The sequence below is a fragment of the Chitinivorax tropicus genome (genome assembly GCF_014202905.1).
In the GTDB taxonomy this organism is placed as follows: Bacteria; Pseudomonadota; Gammaproteobacteria; order Burkholderiales; family SCOH01; genus Chitinivorax; species Chitinivorax tropicus.
Map to the genome: position 1 here is coordinate 87,848 of NZ_JACHHY010000001.1, position 15,253 is coordinate 103,100.

Here is a 15,253-nt window from a genome sequence, read left to right on the forward strand (position 1 = left end):
CAGTTTTGACCTTACTCGATGTTTTGTATCTGTTCACGCATCTGCTCGATCAGCACCTTCAATTCCATCGAAGTCTGCGAGACTTCAGCAGAGACTGATTTCGACCCCAAGGTATTCGCCTCGCGATTCAGCTCCTGCATCAGAAAATCCATCCGCTTGCCTACCGTGCCACCAGCTTTCAAAATCCGGCGTAATTCGCTCAGATGTGTTCGTAATCTGGAGATCTCCTCATCCACATCGATTTTCTGCGCGAACAAGGCGAATTCCTGGCGGATGCGGTCATCCTCGCCATTGACCATGGCCTCTTTGAGTCGCAGGCTGATTTTTTCCTGATAGGCAGCAAGCAACGCTGGGATCTTAGGCTCCACTTCGGTGACAAGCACTTCCATCCGATCGACACGCTGCAAGATCATTTCCACCAGCTTGGCCCCTTCTCTGCCACGGCTGGCGGTGAAGTCGTCCAGTGCCTGCGCCAACATCTCCAACACGGTCTGTTGCAATAACTCGGCAGGCACATCCTGCGTCTCCAGGACGCCCGGCCAGCGCAACAATTCACCCATTTTCAAATCACCCGCATCCGGAAAGATCTGCTTGACTTGGCGGGTCAAGCCCACGAGCTGCTCCAACATGGTCTGATTGAGCGACAATGATGTCTGCGCACCAGTCTGGATGTTGAGCTGGATACGGCAATCCACCTTACCGCGAGACAAACGGCTCGAAATCAGCTCCCGCATCTGCGGTTCGACGACACGAAGCTCGTCAGGCATACGAAACTGCGCCTCGAGGTAGCGATGGTTGACAGCGCGCAAATCAAGCGTAAGCGACACACCACCAAGTTCCCGGCTGGCATTTGCAAAGCCTGTCATGCTAAAAATCATGTAGTTGCTCCCATCGTTAGGCGATCCCGACCGGTCCGCCGGCGGAAATATTAGCGGTTTCTTAACCTTAGTATCTTTACTTCGACGCAGAGAGCCGAGAAAATGACTGCCTGGTTTTTCAGAACTATACCATATACAAATATCAGCGATGGCTAATCAATCCAACCGGCCCCTACCTCGTGGCTATCAGTTGCTGAATTACACCATCGTCAAGCAGCTTTCTGCCGGTGGTTTCAGCTTGGTATATCTCGCGCATGACGAGAATGACCGTCCAGTCGCGATCAAAGAGTATCTGCCCAGCTCGCTGGTGTTACGCACCGATGGTGACAAGATTGTCGCAACGGACCCGGACAAACTTGCCACCTTTCGATTCGGCTTGAAGTGTTTTTTTGAGGAAGGCAAGACGCTCGCTCATATCCAGCACCCCAATGTCGTTCGTGTGCTGAATTTTTTTCGCGCCAATGAAACCGTCTACATGGTGATGGAATATGAGCGCGGGCGCACCTTGCAACGGGAGATCCAGCTGCACCAGTCGGTGCGGGAGGACATCATCCGCCATGTTTTCTACCACATGCTCAACGGCTTGCGGGAAGTACACCTGAACAAGCTGCTCCATCTCGACATCAAACCCGCGAATATCTACATTCGGCGTGATGGCAGCCCGGTTTTATTGGATTTCGGCTCTGCTCGACAGACCTTGACCAATGAAGTCAAGCGCTTCACCCCCATGTACACACCAGGGTTCGCGGCGCCGGAACAGTACAAGAACCGGGAGAATCTTGGCCCCTGGACCGACATCTACGCAGTCGGCGCCAGCATTTTTGCCTGCATGGCCGGGTTCGCCCCGCAGGCCGCTGATTCCCGGGTGGAGGAAGACAAGCTGGTCTCCGCCAAGAAGTTGTGGAAAGGCAAGTATAGCGACGAATTATTGGAGATCGTCGATTGGTGCCTGCATCTGAATCATCTGGATCGCCCACAAAGCGTGCATGCGCTGCAAAAAGCTCTATCATTCAAACCACAGGTACCGCTGCCTCCTCCGAAAGCCGGCATATTGACGAACCTGAAAATGACATTGGCACGCATCCGGAAGGCTTGACCCGATTATGCCAATTGATGGTTTTCAGCGTTCCAATGCCATCCGAAAGCAGCTATACTTATACCAACAACATATTTCTGAATTGAAATGAAGTTCTCGATCTATCAAGAAAGCCGGCGCGGCGCGCGCAAGTACAATCAGGATCGCATCGGCTATTCATATAGTCGGGATGCATTGCTGTTGGTTGTTGCAGATGGTATGGGCGGGCACCTTCACGGTGAGGTCGCCTCCCAGATCACCATTGAATTATTGGCTGGGCTGTTTCAGAAGCGAGCGCGTCCGGTGGTGCCCGCGCCACTGGCCTTCTTGCAGGAGGCACTGACCAAGGCGCATGATGCCATACTGAATTATTCGACCAACCACAACCTGCTCGAAACACCACGGACCACCTGTATTGCCTGCCTGGTTCAAGACAGCACCGCCTATTGGGCGCATGCCGGGGATTCGCGCCTATATCACTTTCGCGACGGCAAGATTCTCAGCCACACACGGGATCACTCCAAAGTGCAGCAGATGGTCGAAAATGGCCTGCTGACTGAGGAAGAGGCCATGCGCCACCCGGAACGGAACAAGATATACAGCTGCCTGGGCGGCATGATTCCGCCTGAGATCGACTTCGGCGGCAAAGTGCCATTATATGAAGGCGATTCATTGGTATTGTGCACCGATGGTTTCTGGGGGCCGCTCCCTGCGGATGAGATGTGTGCTTTCCTGGGCAGCTACCCGGTGCTGTACGCCTTGCCACAGTTGATGGATCGCGCTGAAATGCGTGGTGGAAAGCACGGCGACAATCTCTCCGTATTGGGGATTACCTGGCTCGAAGAAGATACAGCAGCGGACACCAAGAATGCAGTACACACCAAGACCCTGCCGCTCGACGGCTTCACCACTCGCCTGAAGGAGCTGAATGCCGATCAGATCCTGAAAGAAGACAAAGGCGTCAGCGAAATGGACATCGAAGCAGCCATCGCTGAAATCAGGGCAACGATTGCCAAATACTCGAAGTGATTTTTACTACGGATGCTGATCCTGGCCGACAGACATGACACGTCACCGCCGGATCAGCTGCCCGCCATGGCGTCACAGATGGCCCCACCTTATTGGGTTTGCATCTCTGCTGTAGTCAGACCCAACAGCTGTAATGGACGACAAGGGGTAGGCACTGTACGCTTTGCCAGATAGGCATGCAGACATTGCGTCTGCTGGTACAGCGTGTCATGCGCGGCGCGCGCCAATCTTGGGTAGGCCCGCTCGCTGGCCAAGGCAGATTGATACAGCTGGCCGATTTGATGCAGTGCATCACGATCGATGGCAGCCCCTTCTGGGAACCGCTTGCCTAGCTCGCTCAGGCGGGCTTCCGCCAATGCGACCAACGCAGTAGGGGAAGGATCGAGGCGAGCGCTGTGCTCAAGTGATTGCAGGGTGCCTTGTCGATCACCCTGCCGCATGGCCGCCTCTGCTTGCTGGCGGGCTCGTTCAGCGCCCTGGGTGTCAGCAGCCCGGGCATTTGCCTGCAGCCACAACACAATGACCTCAGGCTGCAGAAGCGAAGCTGCAGGCAATGGCAGCTCAACACGGGCCGTAGCGTGCGCTGTACCGATCAACATGACCAACACCAGACACCGTACGACACGCATATTCACCTCCTGACAGGTCAGAGGGTTGCGACGACATCAATCCGACGTGCAACCGGCAACCCGTCGATCTTGGCGGGCTCTGACAATTCAAATTCCAGAATCACATCGCGGGAGGGTAGCAATGATTCGCTCAAATTGCTGGGCAAGTCGCCACCCCGGAAAAATGCGGAGCGCGTTTCTTCCAGCTGATTGCCCACCACAATGCTACCAGGAACGGCACTCAAATAGCGGATGAAACCATAGCGTTGTTCGGCCTGATACGTCTGGCAGACACCTCGCACGCGGGAGCCGATCTCCCCCCACTTGGGTGAGGCAGGGTTGACATTGCGCACCGGCACCAGATTGGGCACCAGCAATCCATTGATGTATTGATCTGCGGTATCACGCAATTCACGGGATACATTGTCAAATGCCACCACTTCGACACGACAGCCTTTGCTTTGCAGCGCTCTGGCCACTTGCACGAAGTCACCGTCACCCGTCACCAGAACCACGGTATCCAGACGCTCTGATTCCGTCAGTACATCCACCGCCATATCGAGGTCGGCATTGGCTTTTTTGGTTTCCATGCCCTCATCGTCATAGAACCGTCTGACCTGTTTGACCGTTACACGGAACCCTTGATCGCGCAACGCAGCTTGATAATTACTGGCCTTTTGCAGATATTCCGGCTCGCGTTCAGCGCGTTGGGCATCAAACGCCAGATAGACATTCAACCGTTGCGGCTCTCCACCGGCCCGGCAGGCAAGGGTTCGTAACACCTCATAACGCATGCCATGACCGCCGTTCATTCCAATATTGCTTGCATCAACGTATACGCCTACTCTGCGCATCGCTACCTCTGAAAAATGAATTGTTGTGATATGAATATGATTGGTTAATCAGACTGACCCTGACAATCAGCTTTGGCACGCAGGAGGCCCCACGTGGTCGATACCAACTCAATCTGAATGCACCTGAATCGCGTGCAGCCGCGCAGGATAACCCAAGTCCGAGTGATGCCCCGCTTTTTTTTCACCCGACCTCACGGCAAATAGGACGGAAAGCCAATACAGTGCTTGTTTAGACGCAAATCTGAAATAATTGCAAAAAACTATGACACACAGCCAGACATATCTCCAGGGCAATACAGGCACCGCACAAGCGGCTCCGCTCACGCCTTGTGCTCGAACAACCATCCAGACAGGGCTGGCAGCCCTGATGACAGCACCTGACACTTGATCGATCACACACTGCGGAGAGGCTTGGCACCATCGCCCAACCCTTGGTCAGATGAACGATACATTTGGTTCCCCGATTGCAGCTGGGCCACAGCCCGCTTGCACCGTGCACGAGCCATTGTGGCCTCGTCCAGCGGGGTATTCGGGCATGACGCCATCAAGCCGTGAAAAAGGGGGGCGCCCCCCTTTTTTCACTACGATCAACGCACTGGCCTGATTCAGTCGTGGATCAGATGGACATCTGCTCGCTTGAATCCGTCGAAACGATCCGATGCCTGGGTCAGCGGGTCATGGAGCACCCCCTGTGTGCAGGCTGCGTCGGGGCAGGCCCAGTGGTAGTAGATACGATTCTTTGGGTCCCGCACGAATCCGAGCGCCTTTTGATCGGCCACGGACAGCTCACTGACTGATTTCAGCTCGGACAAGGTCACCAGCCGCCAGCCCCCTTGCACACCGCAAATGGATTGCTGATTATAGCGCGCCAGGTAGGCAGCGACGGTTTCGACGGTGTTGTCGAACTGGCTGCGATTCCACGGTCTGGCATCGCCACCGGGCAGCTTGTCAACGGGCTTCTCCGGCAGCAGCCACAGTTTGCCATCCGGGCGCTGATCCCGCCCGCAGCGGGCGTCACTCAGGCGCTGCGTCGGCTGGCCCAGTCGATCCGACCATTCCAATGCGCCCGGCATGGTGGGCGGATTATCGTCAGCAACCAGCCATGCACTGGCACGTGCCAAGGGGCGGTTCAGGATGAAGTCGCTTCCTTCTTGTGCGCCTGCCTGATCTGGGCGGCGGAAGGGGTAACGGCTGGCGACCTGATAACCGTTGTGCTGCTCCTGCGTCCAGTAATGGCTGGCGGGCAGCATGCCCTGCCAAAGCACATTTCCTTCGATCTTACCCAGGGCGGCCAACTCGGCCAGCTTGGGCAATCGCCAGCCGGATCGTCCACATAGCTGCCCTTGCTGCGCCAGCTCCATCAAATGGTAGGTGGTTTCCGGCTTGGCCGCACCCGCCACCGAGCCGCTCTGGCTGTACATCAAGGAGGATTGACCCCGAATGGTGGCCTGCGACGCGCTCTTGAGCTCGACATCGGCCAGCAACCATACTTGCTGGCGGACACGATCCTGCACACATGTCCAACCTTCAGCCATGCCAGCCTGGAGAGGGAGCGGCGAGCCATCGCGTGCCAGCTTGGCCCAAGGGGAGGCGCTTGCGCTGATGGCCTCCAACTGCCGCCTGAGCGGTATGTAGACAAGCATGCTTTGATTCAAGGCAGTCCGCCCTGCTGCCAGACGCAGTGCCAGGCGCTCAGCCAGCGCCTTGCGGGCGGTGTCGGCCTGAATTGCCACCAGCAAGGACTGCCCCGCCGCCAGCGCATCGGTTCCAGCCTGTTGCAGTCGCTGCAATGCCAACGATGACAGCGTGGCCGTCTGCAGGTGGGGCTGTGAGCCAGGCTGGGCCTGTAGCTCCTTCACCTCGCGCTGGAAGGCAGTTTGCCTGGCCTGGATTTCCAGCTGCTGATCATCCATGGCCTGCAACCATTGCTCAACGGCAATCGCGGTGCGGGCTGCAGCGATATCCTGTACCAGCTTGGGGCGGGTGGCCTGGATATCTGCCAGCTTCAGCTGATTGGCTTGCTGTGTGGCCTGCCATGTAGCCCATGCGGTCGTGGCATCATCAGGCTGGGTGAACCCCCAACGGAGCGCGTTGCCACGGCTGGCATCCAACACCAGCTGGCGCAGGCTCTGCAACGCACTGTCCTGCGATGCCGATGCCGCCTGCAATTGTTTGTTGGCTGTCGGCAGTGCCTCTTCAAAACGCTTCAGCAGATCTGCTGTCGGCAACTTGGCCTGCCAGCCCGCCGTGGTGGCTGGCAGGGCGGCATGCGCGGCCAGCTGGGCATCGAGCGCCGTCTGCGCCGCTGTCAACGCTGCGATGCGGGTCGTCAGCAGCTGATCCAATGTGCCAAGGCTGGCCTGGGTGGGGCTGATCAAGCGGAGGCGGAGCTGCTGTTGCCTGCTGTCGTAGGTCGCCACCTGATCGATATGGCCCGCTTCCTGCGAGGCATACAGATACACCTTGCGCTGGAAGCCCCCTTGCTCATCGTATTGAAAATCGCTGCTCCAATACGCGCCGTTTGTCATCTGCGTGGGCTGGGACAAGCTTTGGTGATCCGGGAACAGGGCCTTGTCCAAGGTGGCCCAGTATCGGCCATCCAGTTTGAAGGGAGCGGTATTGAGCTCCTGCAATTGGGCCAGACTGGGTACTTGCCACCGGGTACGGCCACACAGTTTGGCCTTGTTGGCATCGGCCACCAGCTTGTCGATGGCGGCTTCCTTGATGTCATCGGCCTGGGCGTCCGGCGCCGTTGCAAGCAGCCAGACATCACCTTGCCCCTGGTGGCGCTGGTCACCGATCAGCGCACGTTGATCTTCGACACAGCGCCAGCCGCTGGCCAAGCTGCTGCTGGCCGACAACGCGGAGCCATCCGCAGCAAGCTTGCGCCATTTCCGGTCGAACGGGCTCTGCTCCACTGTCGGCTTGGCCACCGGTGGCGATTCCGGCGTGGCGGGCGTTGGCGGGCTCACCAGCTGTTTCGCCCATGCCTGTAACTGCTCTTCAGTGGCAGGCGTATCGGTGATCGGCAACCGGCCTAAGCCCGCCAACCGGGTCAACAGTTGATCGGTTGCAGCCAGATTGCCGCCCAGTTGCGCCAAACTGCGTGCCAGAACCAGCCCCTGCTGGTGGAGCTTGTTGGCGACGGCTTGTTGCTGACGGATGGCGAAATAGTCCCCAAGCAATGGGGCATCCTGGCCCAAGCCCAACAATTGCCGCAAGGCCCGTGTTTCCTGCTCTGGGGTGGCGGGCGGTGTGGCTGGTCGATTCAGGCTGGCCTGCAGCATGGTCGTGAACGGGCTGATCACCGCACCTTGAAATTGCACAGGCGCCAGCAACCGATACTGTTCAGACTGACTGATCGGGCGATCTGCCCGATCAGCAGCCACCGCGCCAGTGCTGACTTCCGCCAGCAGCCAGGCTTGGGTCAGCTCCTGCTCTGACAAGGTCGAGCTGATCGAAAAGCGGTACTGCCCTTTCTGATCGGTCTGGCTTTGCGGCTCTTTGTCATCACATTGGCCGTTACGATTCAGATCCAGGCATACCCGTGCGCCCTGCACATAGCCATTGATGACGGTGCCGCTCAGCTCGCGCGCTGCGGGCGGGGGCGCCGGCTGGGGCTGCTGGGATGCGGGCATGGGCGTGGCAGGCTCGGGTTGGCCTTTGTTTTCACTGCCACATCCGGCCAGCCCCATCATGACGATAGTGCCGGCCATTAGTCCAATATGTTGCATTGTCATGTTCTGCTCCTCAGCGCCAGCCATCGCCAGCAATCAGGCGGATCGTCGCCAGGTCAGTCTTGGCGCTGGGAAAGGGCACCGCGCCTGCCTTGTTGAAGGCGATCGTATACACCCGACCTGGGTCGTTCGGGACGGGGGACGCTGTCCAGAAACGGTCAGCGTTGTGATCTGCAATCACAAAATCCGGAAAGGTCGCCAGATAGGCCGGCACCATGGTCAAGCCATGCAGCGTTTCCTTGACCGTCAAGGTCTGTAGCTCCGCGACGGTCGGCAAGCGCCAGTCACGGCGTCCGCACAACCCCTGCTGGTTGACTTCAGCCACATAGGCGTCGGTGTTGCAAGTCTTCAGCGAACAGTTGGCCCGATCATTGCGCTGATTGCCCCAGGCGAAGGTCTCCATCGAGTGGTGCAGATTGGCGCCGAGATCGTTGCGTTTCATTGCCCAGAACACCTTGCCACGGCCTGGGTAGCGGATGTCTTCGACACAGCTCCAGGGTTGCACCGGCCACTTCTGCTGGGCACCGATCACTGTCGTGCCATCACTGGCCAAGCGGCGGAACGCCAAGCGATCCTTACGCGCCACCTCCTCCACTTCGGGCGTGCCGGTTGGGGCTGGCACAGCAGTCGGCCAATGACGGTCGGTGGCGATCAGGCGCACCCGATGCCGCTGGCTGGCGTTTTCCGAGATCAGACGGGCATCGCTCTTGCCCGATTGACCCAGGGCGCCACCGAAATCCGCCGCGAAATACATGCGATACAGGTCGGCAATGTCACCGACTTTTTCGACATCACTCCAGAAGACATTGGCACCCGACGAGCCCAGCTGCAGGTCGGGGAAATAACCGATATAGGCAGCACGGTAGGTCAAGGGCGTGGTCTGCTCCACCATCAACATGCTCAGCTCGATCTGGCTAGGTACGCGCCAGTCACGCCGACCACAGCGCTGTTCACGATTGGCCCGCGCCACGACATCGCTCAGCTCGGCCTGGGTGAAGCGTTCCTGCCGCTCGGCAACAGGCTGGATCTGCCAGAGCGTGCGTGGGCGATCAGCGTAGCGTTTGTCTTCGACGCAGGCCCAGTCGGTGGCATCGCCAGCCAGGGCTTGGCCTTGGCCGTCGAGTTTGACGAAGGATTCCATGACAGCGGGCCGCTCGCCGCGCTCCGGGCGATACACGGGTGGATCAACCGGCTCGCCCCGACCACCGCGTACCAGCCGGACATGATGCGCATCCCCCTTGTGACGGGTTTCCACATAGCGTCCGTTTTTCTGGCCCATGCCAAAGATCACCGTGAATGCGTTGTAGCGGGGGAAGCTGCCGCCAACATTGCCGTCATTGAACGGGTTGGCTTTGTCATCCATGGGCGGTGCAGTGGTGCCCGTCCAGTAGTTGACGTATTGCGCGGCATCGAACAGGCCATCTTGTTTGTACAAGGTATCCGGAAAGTAACGCGTATCGATGGCGGGCTGCTCTTCGCCACGCCAGTTCTGGTTCACCAGCGACTTGAGCTCTCGGTGGCTGGGCAGGCGCCAATCGTCATATCCACACAGGCGAAGCCGGTTGGCGGTTTCCACCAGGGTGTCGGTATCGCACTCATTGTCTGCCAACGCGCATTGCCCAGGAGCAGTCACCGTGTGGTACAGCCCGTTGCCCCAGCGATAGGTGGCCTGCCGGTAGAACGGGCTCTTGGCATCGGTATTGCCGATCATCCAGACCGCCTGCTGTTCGCGATCGAACACGCAGGGCCAGGGCTCGGCTTCGTACTTGGCGGCCTGATCGGCCAGGGGTCGGCTGCGTGCATCCAACTTGGTAAAGCGTGCGCCGACCGCAATGCGGTGCAGGCTGGCGGTGCCGGTCAACGTGGTGGTGCCATACTGTGGGTGCTGGCTGACTTCCACCTGATACTGGATGTCCAGCTGGCCGGCTTCCGGCCACGCCGGGAAGGTCAGCTGATTACCCACCAGCTTGGCCTGCGCAACCAGAGCTTGCGGGCCGGTCAGCCGCCAGTTCTTCCAGCTGCCTTGCGCATCTTGATAGAGGTTGACGACCATTGCATCGGACGCGTCGGCGGCCTGCACAGCGGCCACGGCTGGCAACATGGTTTGGGTGGTGGGTGGCGCCGGCTGGGGCGTCACGGCTGGCGGGGTGACGGGCGGGCTGGGCTGTTCTGCCGCTGAGCCTTTGGCGGTCGTCTCGTTGCTGCCGCCGCCTCCGCCGCCACACGCGGATAAAACGACCGTGGTCAGGACCACGGCTGGTGTCACTTTGGGAAAGTGCATGGACGGTTCTCCCTGTTAAATGTTTGTGTTCTTATGCGGTGTCTCAAGCTGTGGACCCCAGTGGATGTAGCGTCAGGTCTTCTGCAACCAACACTGCCGCGCAATCTGGTGGCAAGGTCTGCAACGGCTTGACCAGCAAGGCCGTTGCCAACAGGCCCGCAGTCAAAGTGTCTGCGGCAATCACGCTGGCCTGCAGCCAGCCTGGCAGGGTGTCGCCCTGGGTGGGTTGAATGTGGGAGCGTGATGCGCCACCCAGCACGTTGCGCCGGGCGTGGTGACCAGAGCTGGCCAAGGCCTGGTCGTACAAGGTCAGGCCAAACAGCACTTCGCTTGGTTGCCGTGGGTTTTCGATGCCGATGGTGAAACAGTCGCTGTCCGGTGGCTGGCCGAACACACGTAGATCCCCGCCAAAATTGACGATGCCTGCCGCCACCCCCGCCTGTTTCGCAAGGGTGACTGCCACATCCACCGCATGCTCTTTGATCACACCACCGAGATCCAGACGGGTTGCAGCATGAGGTAGCTTCAATTGTCGATCTGACAACTGCCAGGCATCGAGCCCCATGGCCGCTTGCAAGGCCGCATGCCCTTGCCGGTAGTGCTCGGGATCGCGTACCAGCCTGAGCGCAGCCAACGTGCCGACGGTGATGTCAAATGCTCCCTGGCACCATGTCGACAATGTGCGGACACGATGCAGCACCCGCGCGGTCTCCATGTCCAGTTCGACTTCGCTTGTCTGGCGGGTGTTGATGACCCGATTGAGCCAGGACGCCGGATCATGGAAGTTATAGCGCTGCTCCAGCCGTCGCACCTCAGCCTCGATGGTGCGCGCCAACCCTGCTGGCGCACCATGCAGGGTCAATTGGCAGGGGGTGGTCATGGCCACGAAGGCGTGCGTCGTCACCTGCATGGGTCAGAACCGGTATTGCAGGCCCGCCGACAGCCAGTTGGCAGTCAGGCCGGTGGATTGTCGATAACGTGTCAAACCGGCGGTCAACTGCCAATCGGGGTGCACGCGCCAGTCGGTATTCAACGACACCGTATTGGCATTGAACCGGCTCAGCCGCTCATCGTTGCTGGCATAGCCGCTGAGCGAAAAGGCGGGTTCGGCGGCCTGCCAGGGGCGGTGGAAAAAGGCTGCGGTCTGGTGATAGCCCCGCCAGCTGGGCGAGACACGCCATGCCGGGGTCACTTGCCAGGTCAGCTGGGCTTCGGCAGTGTGCGAACGGATTTCCCAGCTGTCACGGTAATAGCGATACGACAGCTGGCTGGCTACCGTCGGGTGCCACGCCTTCATCCACCGCAGCTTGACCCCGCCGCTGTCACGATTGCCAGGGCGACTGTCTGCTGCCAGATAAAGCGTATCGCCTTGCCGACGCAATACCGTCTGGTAATGGTTGGACAGAAAACCGTTGTCCCGTGCCGCAAAGGCGCGGGCTTCCAACAGGCTGTCCCGCGTCAGTACCCATTGCGCGCCCGCTGTCACACTGCTGACATCAAAGTGCTCGCGGGTCTGGCTGAAGTCATCGCGCAGAGCATCTGTTTCATTCCACTGCCGCGCCACGCCCATCAGCCATACCCAGTTGCGCTCCGCGTCCTGGTTGACGCGCGCCTCCAGTGAGACTTCCTTGCTGAGAAAGTCCTTCTCTTTGGAGTACGCCGCCCCCAGCGTCCACTCATCACGTCGGCCTGTCCGATAGGCCCAGCTGCCAGAGGCAGCCCGACGGGTGTCGGTCAGGGGAACTTTGCGCACTTGGTAGCGGCCATCTTGCGCCAGACCATACAGCTTTTCACCCTTCGCTGCCCGCTTGGCGTCATCAGGTGCGGCATATAGGGGTGATGCAGCCTGCCAGGCGGGTGTCGCACCAGAGATGGCGTCGTAGCTGGCATTGACGGTCAACGTGTGATCGGTGCCGATGTCGTGGCTGAGTTTGGCATGGGTGAAATCGACCGCAACCCGGTCATCGCCTTCCCGATAACGTGAATGTTGCAGATCAAAGGTATCCGCTGCCAGTGCTGCATCGGCCAGCATGGCTGCCGCAGAAAGAATCAATAAAGGTTTGCGCATCGATCTCAGTTGCAGCCGCAACCGCCTCCCCCTACGCCATTGCCACCACGGCTGGCTTCCTTCGAGCTGAATACATGCTCATGCATCACGCCCGCCATCACATACGGCCCGCCTGCCTGCATATCGTCTCGTGCCAGCTGGCCCTTTTCCCAGGGCTTGACCTGCGCGCAACCGGTATTCAGACAAACCACCGCCATACCCACTACCAACCAGACACGTCCGGCGCTCACGGCTTGGCCTCCAATGCTTGTTCGACAACCTTGTCCACATTGGGCATCGCTCCCGTCAGCACTTTGACCACTTTGCCCGCTTTGATGATGTACAGGGCAGGCATGCCGATCGGTTTGAAGGCACTGATGATGTCCTGTTGCGGGTCATCCACCACCGGAAAGCTCAACGCACCCTTGGCCTTCATGTCCGCCTGGAAACGCTTGGCCAGCTGGGGGTCATCGTCCACATCCACGCCGACCAGCGCCATGCGCTGTGGCCCGAGGCGTTGATACAGGCGGGACAGCAGCGGCATCTCATGCCGGCAGCTCTCACACCACGCCGCGAAAAAATCGACAACGACCGTCTGCTGATTACTGACCTGCAACCGAGACAACCAACGAGCATCTACCGTATCGCCAACCTGATACGCCATCGCCCATGGCGACAGACACAACAGCGGCAAGACGCACCAACGAGAAACAGACATGCACGACTCCTGAAGGGAATACCCTGCCCTGACGGTGCTTGCGGCGCCGTCAAAGCAGACTTGAAAAGGAAAAGGGAAATCAGCCGGCTAGGCTGGGGGATGGGCTCGCCAATCCAATCGATACCACCGATTACCCCCTGCGACGATGTGCAATCGGTCGCCATGCAGCGCAAGCTGATTGATGGGGTCGGGCAGCCATGCGTCAGCCCGTAATTGGCCTGATCCCAAGTGATAGACCTGTACACGCTGATCGGGCAGCGAGACGGCCAGCCAGTCATGACTGATCGACCACTGCTGTGCCGCACCGGGCAGCCTAAGCTGGCGGATCAGGCGGGGCTCAGCGCCCAGGGTGTGATACACGGAAATCTGCTGCCCCTCGACCACCACCGCCCAGTCACCCTGTGCTGCCATGCCGCTGGGCGCGGTAGCCAGCCGCCAGCCACTCAATGCCTGGCCATCCAGGCCAATGCGCAACAAGGACTGATCGTCCTGCGCCACCCACAACTCACGCGCCTGATTGGCCAGCGCCATATGCACAGGCTTGGCGGGCAGCGGCCAGCTCTGTTGCAGGGCCAGCTGCCCTGCATCCAGCTGCAGGATGCGCTTGCCAGGCCCATCCAGCGCCAGCAGCTGTCCCGCGCCTGCTCTGTAGACCACTTGCGAGATGCCGTCATTGACGCAGACTGGGGAACGGTCCAGCGCAATCTGGCTGCCCTGCTTGCTCACCCCCCAGCGGAACACACCAAAGCTGGGCACCTCACCTGCGCTCAAGGCCCGGCAAGGTGTGGATTGAACGGTTGGCTTGGTGGCCGTCATCACGGCAAACACCACATGGGCGTCCGCACCAGCCACCAATTGACTCAACCCCTCAGACGGCGCAATGGGCTCATGCGTTGGAGTGGTGGGTGTCGAAGAGCCAGGCTGCGCGGGCGGCAACGGAACGGGCGGCTTGGGTGGCTGTGGGCGGGTGATGACCCCACTGGCACCACCCATGGCATGCATCATCGCCACCTCGCGACGCGGGCTGGGCAGTACATCCAATACCGTGTGCTGGCGATCAGCTGACAACAGTAGCAACCGATTGGGCTTGCTGGTGCCGACCAGTAGCTGCGAGCCCTGCCAGGCCATGCTTGTCACCTGCTCGTCGCTGCCTGCCTTGGCGAACCCGGCCACCTCGACTGCATCACGCGCCATCGCTGGCATCCGCACCTCACTGGGACGACCATTGGCCAGACTGGTGGCAGTCACTGCCAGCACCTGCTCCTGCAACCCCCATCCGGCCTGCGGCTTCAATACCACCTGCAATGCGGCTTCCAGCGTTGTGGAAGCAGGCCCCAAGCGAGCGGCCAGCTGTTGTTGCAATGTGGCTAACGGCAGGTCCGGTGATATCAACTGCATGGCGCGCAGCAAAGTGTGGTAGGCCGAGGGTGCCAACCCTGCTGGTGCAGCCAGCACGCTGAGCACTTCACCGGTTTCGGGGCTGATCTGCATCTGCAAACTTGGCCCTTGTCCAGATGCAGGCTCAGTGGCGTCGCAATGGAAATTGTCATTCGTATCGATGCAGCTGCGCTGAACAGGCTGTGGCGCCACGCTCACATTCGCCGTAGGTGATTTCTGCTCCCCACCGCCCCCACTGCCGCCCCCACCGCCGCAGCCGGTCATGGCCATCGCCACGGCCAAGGTCAGAGTGGAAAGCCTGCACAGAGAAAGATTGGTCACCATCGCACTCCATCTGGTATCAACTAAGGATCACCGAGGCATGCTGCTAGGCGCATCCACGGAATGGAGGCGAATTCTACTGTCAATTTTTAAGAATGAGAATAATTATTGTTAATTAATTTGCGCCAGATCAACGTACATATGCCTATCGTTGTTTGCAAATATTTGATTAATCTGATTTTCATGTGAATGACAATCATTCTTATCCTGTGAGTTAGTCAGGCCAATAAAACTGTCGGTAACTGACAGGTGTATCATCCCAACCATGTCCCACGTCACCCATCATGCGATCCGCTGAGCGTGGTCA

12 protein-coding genes are annotated in these 15,253 nt (G+C 59.3%); 2 read left to right on the top strand and 10 right to left on the bottom strand.

The features are described 5' to 3' along the window. Positions 1-11: 11 nt before the first annotated feature. On the bottom strand, positions 12-878 hold the full coding sequence (locus HNQ59_RS00265) for a YicC/YloC family endoribonuclease (RefSeq protein ID WP_184033571.1): 867 nt from the start codon (positions 876-878) through the stop codon (positions 12-14). 148 nt (positions 879-1,026) lie between these two features. Here HNQ59_RS00265 and HNQ59_RS00270 point away from each other — a divergent pair, with 148 nt between their 5' ends. Then, positions 1,027-1,974: a serine/threonine protein kinase gene (locus HNQ59_RS00270; RefSeq protein ID WP_184033573.1), complete on the top strand. Its 948-nt coding sequence runs from the start codon at positions 1,027-1,029 to the stop codon at positions 1,972-1,974. Positions 1,975-2,061: 87 nt separating this feature from the next. Continuing rightward, positions 2,062-2,982 (top strand): PP2C family protein-serine/threonine phosphatase, encoded by a 921-nt coding sequence (locus HNQ59_RS00275; RefSeq protein ID WP_184033575.1) that lies wholly within the window; start codon positions 2,062-2,064, stop codon positions 2,980-2,982. An 89-nt stretch (positions 2,983-3,071) separates the two neighbouring features. Here the strand turns inward: HNQ59_RS00275 and HNQ59_RS00280 are convergent, their stop codons facing one another. From HNQ59_RS00280 to HNQ59_RS00320, 9 genes are all read right to left on the bottom strand, one after another. Then, entirely contained in the window at positions 3,072-3,611 is a 540-nt protein-coding gene (locus HNQ59_RS00280; RefSeq protein WP_184033577.1) for a hypothetical protein, read from the bottom strand. Between the two features lie 17 nt (positions 3,612-3,628). Beyond that, positions 3,629-4,444 carry a LabA-like NYN domain-containing protein gene (locus tag HNQ59_RS00285; protein WP_184033579.1) on the bottom strand — a complete coding sequence of 272 codons (816 nt, stop codon included), beginning with the start codon at positions 4,442-4,444 and terminating at the stop codon, positions 3,629-3,631. Positions 4,445-5,049: 605 nt separating this feature from the next. Then, complete coding sequence (locus HNQ59_RS00290; protein ID WP_184033581.1) at positions 5,050-8,184, bottom strand: hypothetical protein; 3,135 nt, start codon at positions 8,182-8,184, stop codon at positions 5,050-5,052. A gap of 10 nt (positions 8,185-8,194) precedes the next feature. Continuing rightward, positions 8,195-10,462 carry an Lcl domain-containing protein gene (locus HNQ59_RS00295; protein WP_184033584.1) on the bottom strand — a complete coding sequence of 756 codons (2,268 nt, stop codon included), beginning with the start codon at positions 10,460-10,462 and terminating at the stop codon, positions 8,195-8,197. A 43-nt stretch (positions 10,463-10,505) separates the two neighbouring features. Then, positions 10,506-11,372 (bottom strand): FAD:protein FMN transferase, encoded by an 867-nt coding sequence (locus HNQ59_RS00300; RefSeq protein ID WP_184033587.1) that lies wholly within the window; start codon positions 11,370-11,372, stop codon positions 10,506-10,508. A 3-nt stretch (positions 11,373-11,375) separates the two neighbouring features. Then, positions 11,376-12,530 (bottom strand): DUF3570 domain-containing protein, encoded by a 1,155-nt coding sequence (locus tag HNQ59_RS00305; protein WP_184033589.1) that lies wholly within the window; start codon positions 12,528-12,530, stop codon positions 11,376-11,378. 5 nt (positions 12,531-12,535) lie between these two features. Continuing rightward, positions 12,536-12,760, bottom strand: coding sequence for a DUF4266 domain-containing protein (locus tag HNQ59_RS00310; RefSeq protein WP_343074186.1), 225 nt, complete (start codon positions 12,758-12,760; stop codon positions 12,536-12,538). Continuing rightward, the gene (locus HNQ59_RS00315; protein WP_184033592.1) at positions 12,757-13,227 is read right to left on the bottom strand and encodes a TlpA family protein disulfide reductase; all 471 of its coding nucleotides are present in this window, start codon (positions 13,225-13,227) and stop codon (positions 12,757-12,759) included. Before HNQ59_RS00315 ends, HNQ59_RS00310 begins: the two co-directional genes overlap by 4 nt. A gap of 87 nt (positions 13,228-13,314) precedes the next feature. Continuing rightward, positions 13,315-14,946 carry a YncE family protein gene (locus HNQ59_RS00320; protein ID WP_184033595.1) on the bottom strand — a complete coding sequence of 544 codons (1,632 nt, stop codon included), beginning with the start codon at positions 14,944-14,946 and terminating at the stop codon, positions 13,315-13,317. Between the last annotated feature and the right edge of the window lie 307 nt (positions 14,947-15,253).

Bases quoted from the DNA above. Each gene is read 5' to 3' on its own strand.
- HNQ59_RS00265 (WP_184033571.1), bottom strand. From the start codon at position 878: ATGATTTTTAGCATGACAGGCTTTGCAAATGCCAGCCGGGAACTTGGT.
- HNQ59_RS00270 (WP_184033573.1), top strand. From the start codon at position 1,027: ATGGCTAATCAATCCAACCGGCCCCTACCTCGTGGCTATCAGTTGCTG.
- HNQ59_RS00275 (WP_184033575.1), top strand. From the start codon at position 2,062: ATGAAGTTCTCGATCTATCAAGAAAGCCGGCGCGGCGCGCGCAAGTAC.
- HNQ59_RS00280 (WP_184033577.1), bottom strand. From the start codon at position 3,611: ATGCGTGTCGTACGGTGTCTGGTGTTGGTCATGTTGATCGGTACAGCG.
- HNQ59_RS00285 (WP_184033579.1), bottom strand. From the start codon at position 4,444: ATGCGCAGAGTAGGCGTATACGTTGATGCAAGCAATATTGGAATGAAC.
- HNQ59_RS00290 (WP_184033581.1), bottom strand. From the start codon at position 8,184: ATGACAATGCAACATATTGGACTAATGGCCGGCACTATCGTCATGATG.
- HNQ59_RS00295 (WP_184033584.1), bottom strand. From the start codon at position 10,462: ATGCACTTTCCCAAAGTGACACCAGCCGTGGTCCTGACCACGGTCGTT.
- HNQ59_RS00300 (WP_184033587.1), bottom strand. From the start codon at position 11,372: ATGCAGGTGACGACGCACGCCTTCGTGGCCATGACCACCCCCTGCCAA.
- HNQ59_RS00305 (WP_184033589.1), bottom strand. From the start codon at position 12,530: ATGCGCAAACCTTTATTGATTCTTTCTGCGGCAGCCATGCTGGCCGAT.
- HNQ59_RS00315 (WP_184033592.1), bottom strand. From the start codon at position 13,227: ATGTCTGTTTCTCGTTGGTGCGTCTTGCCGCTGTTGTGTCTGTCGCCA.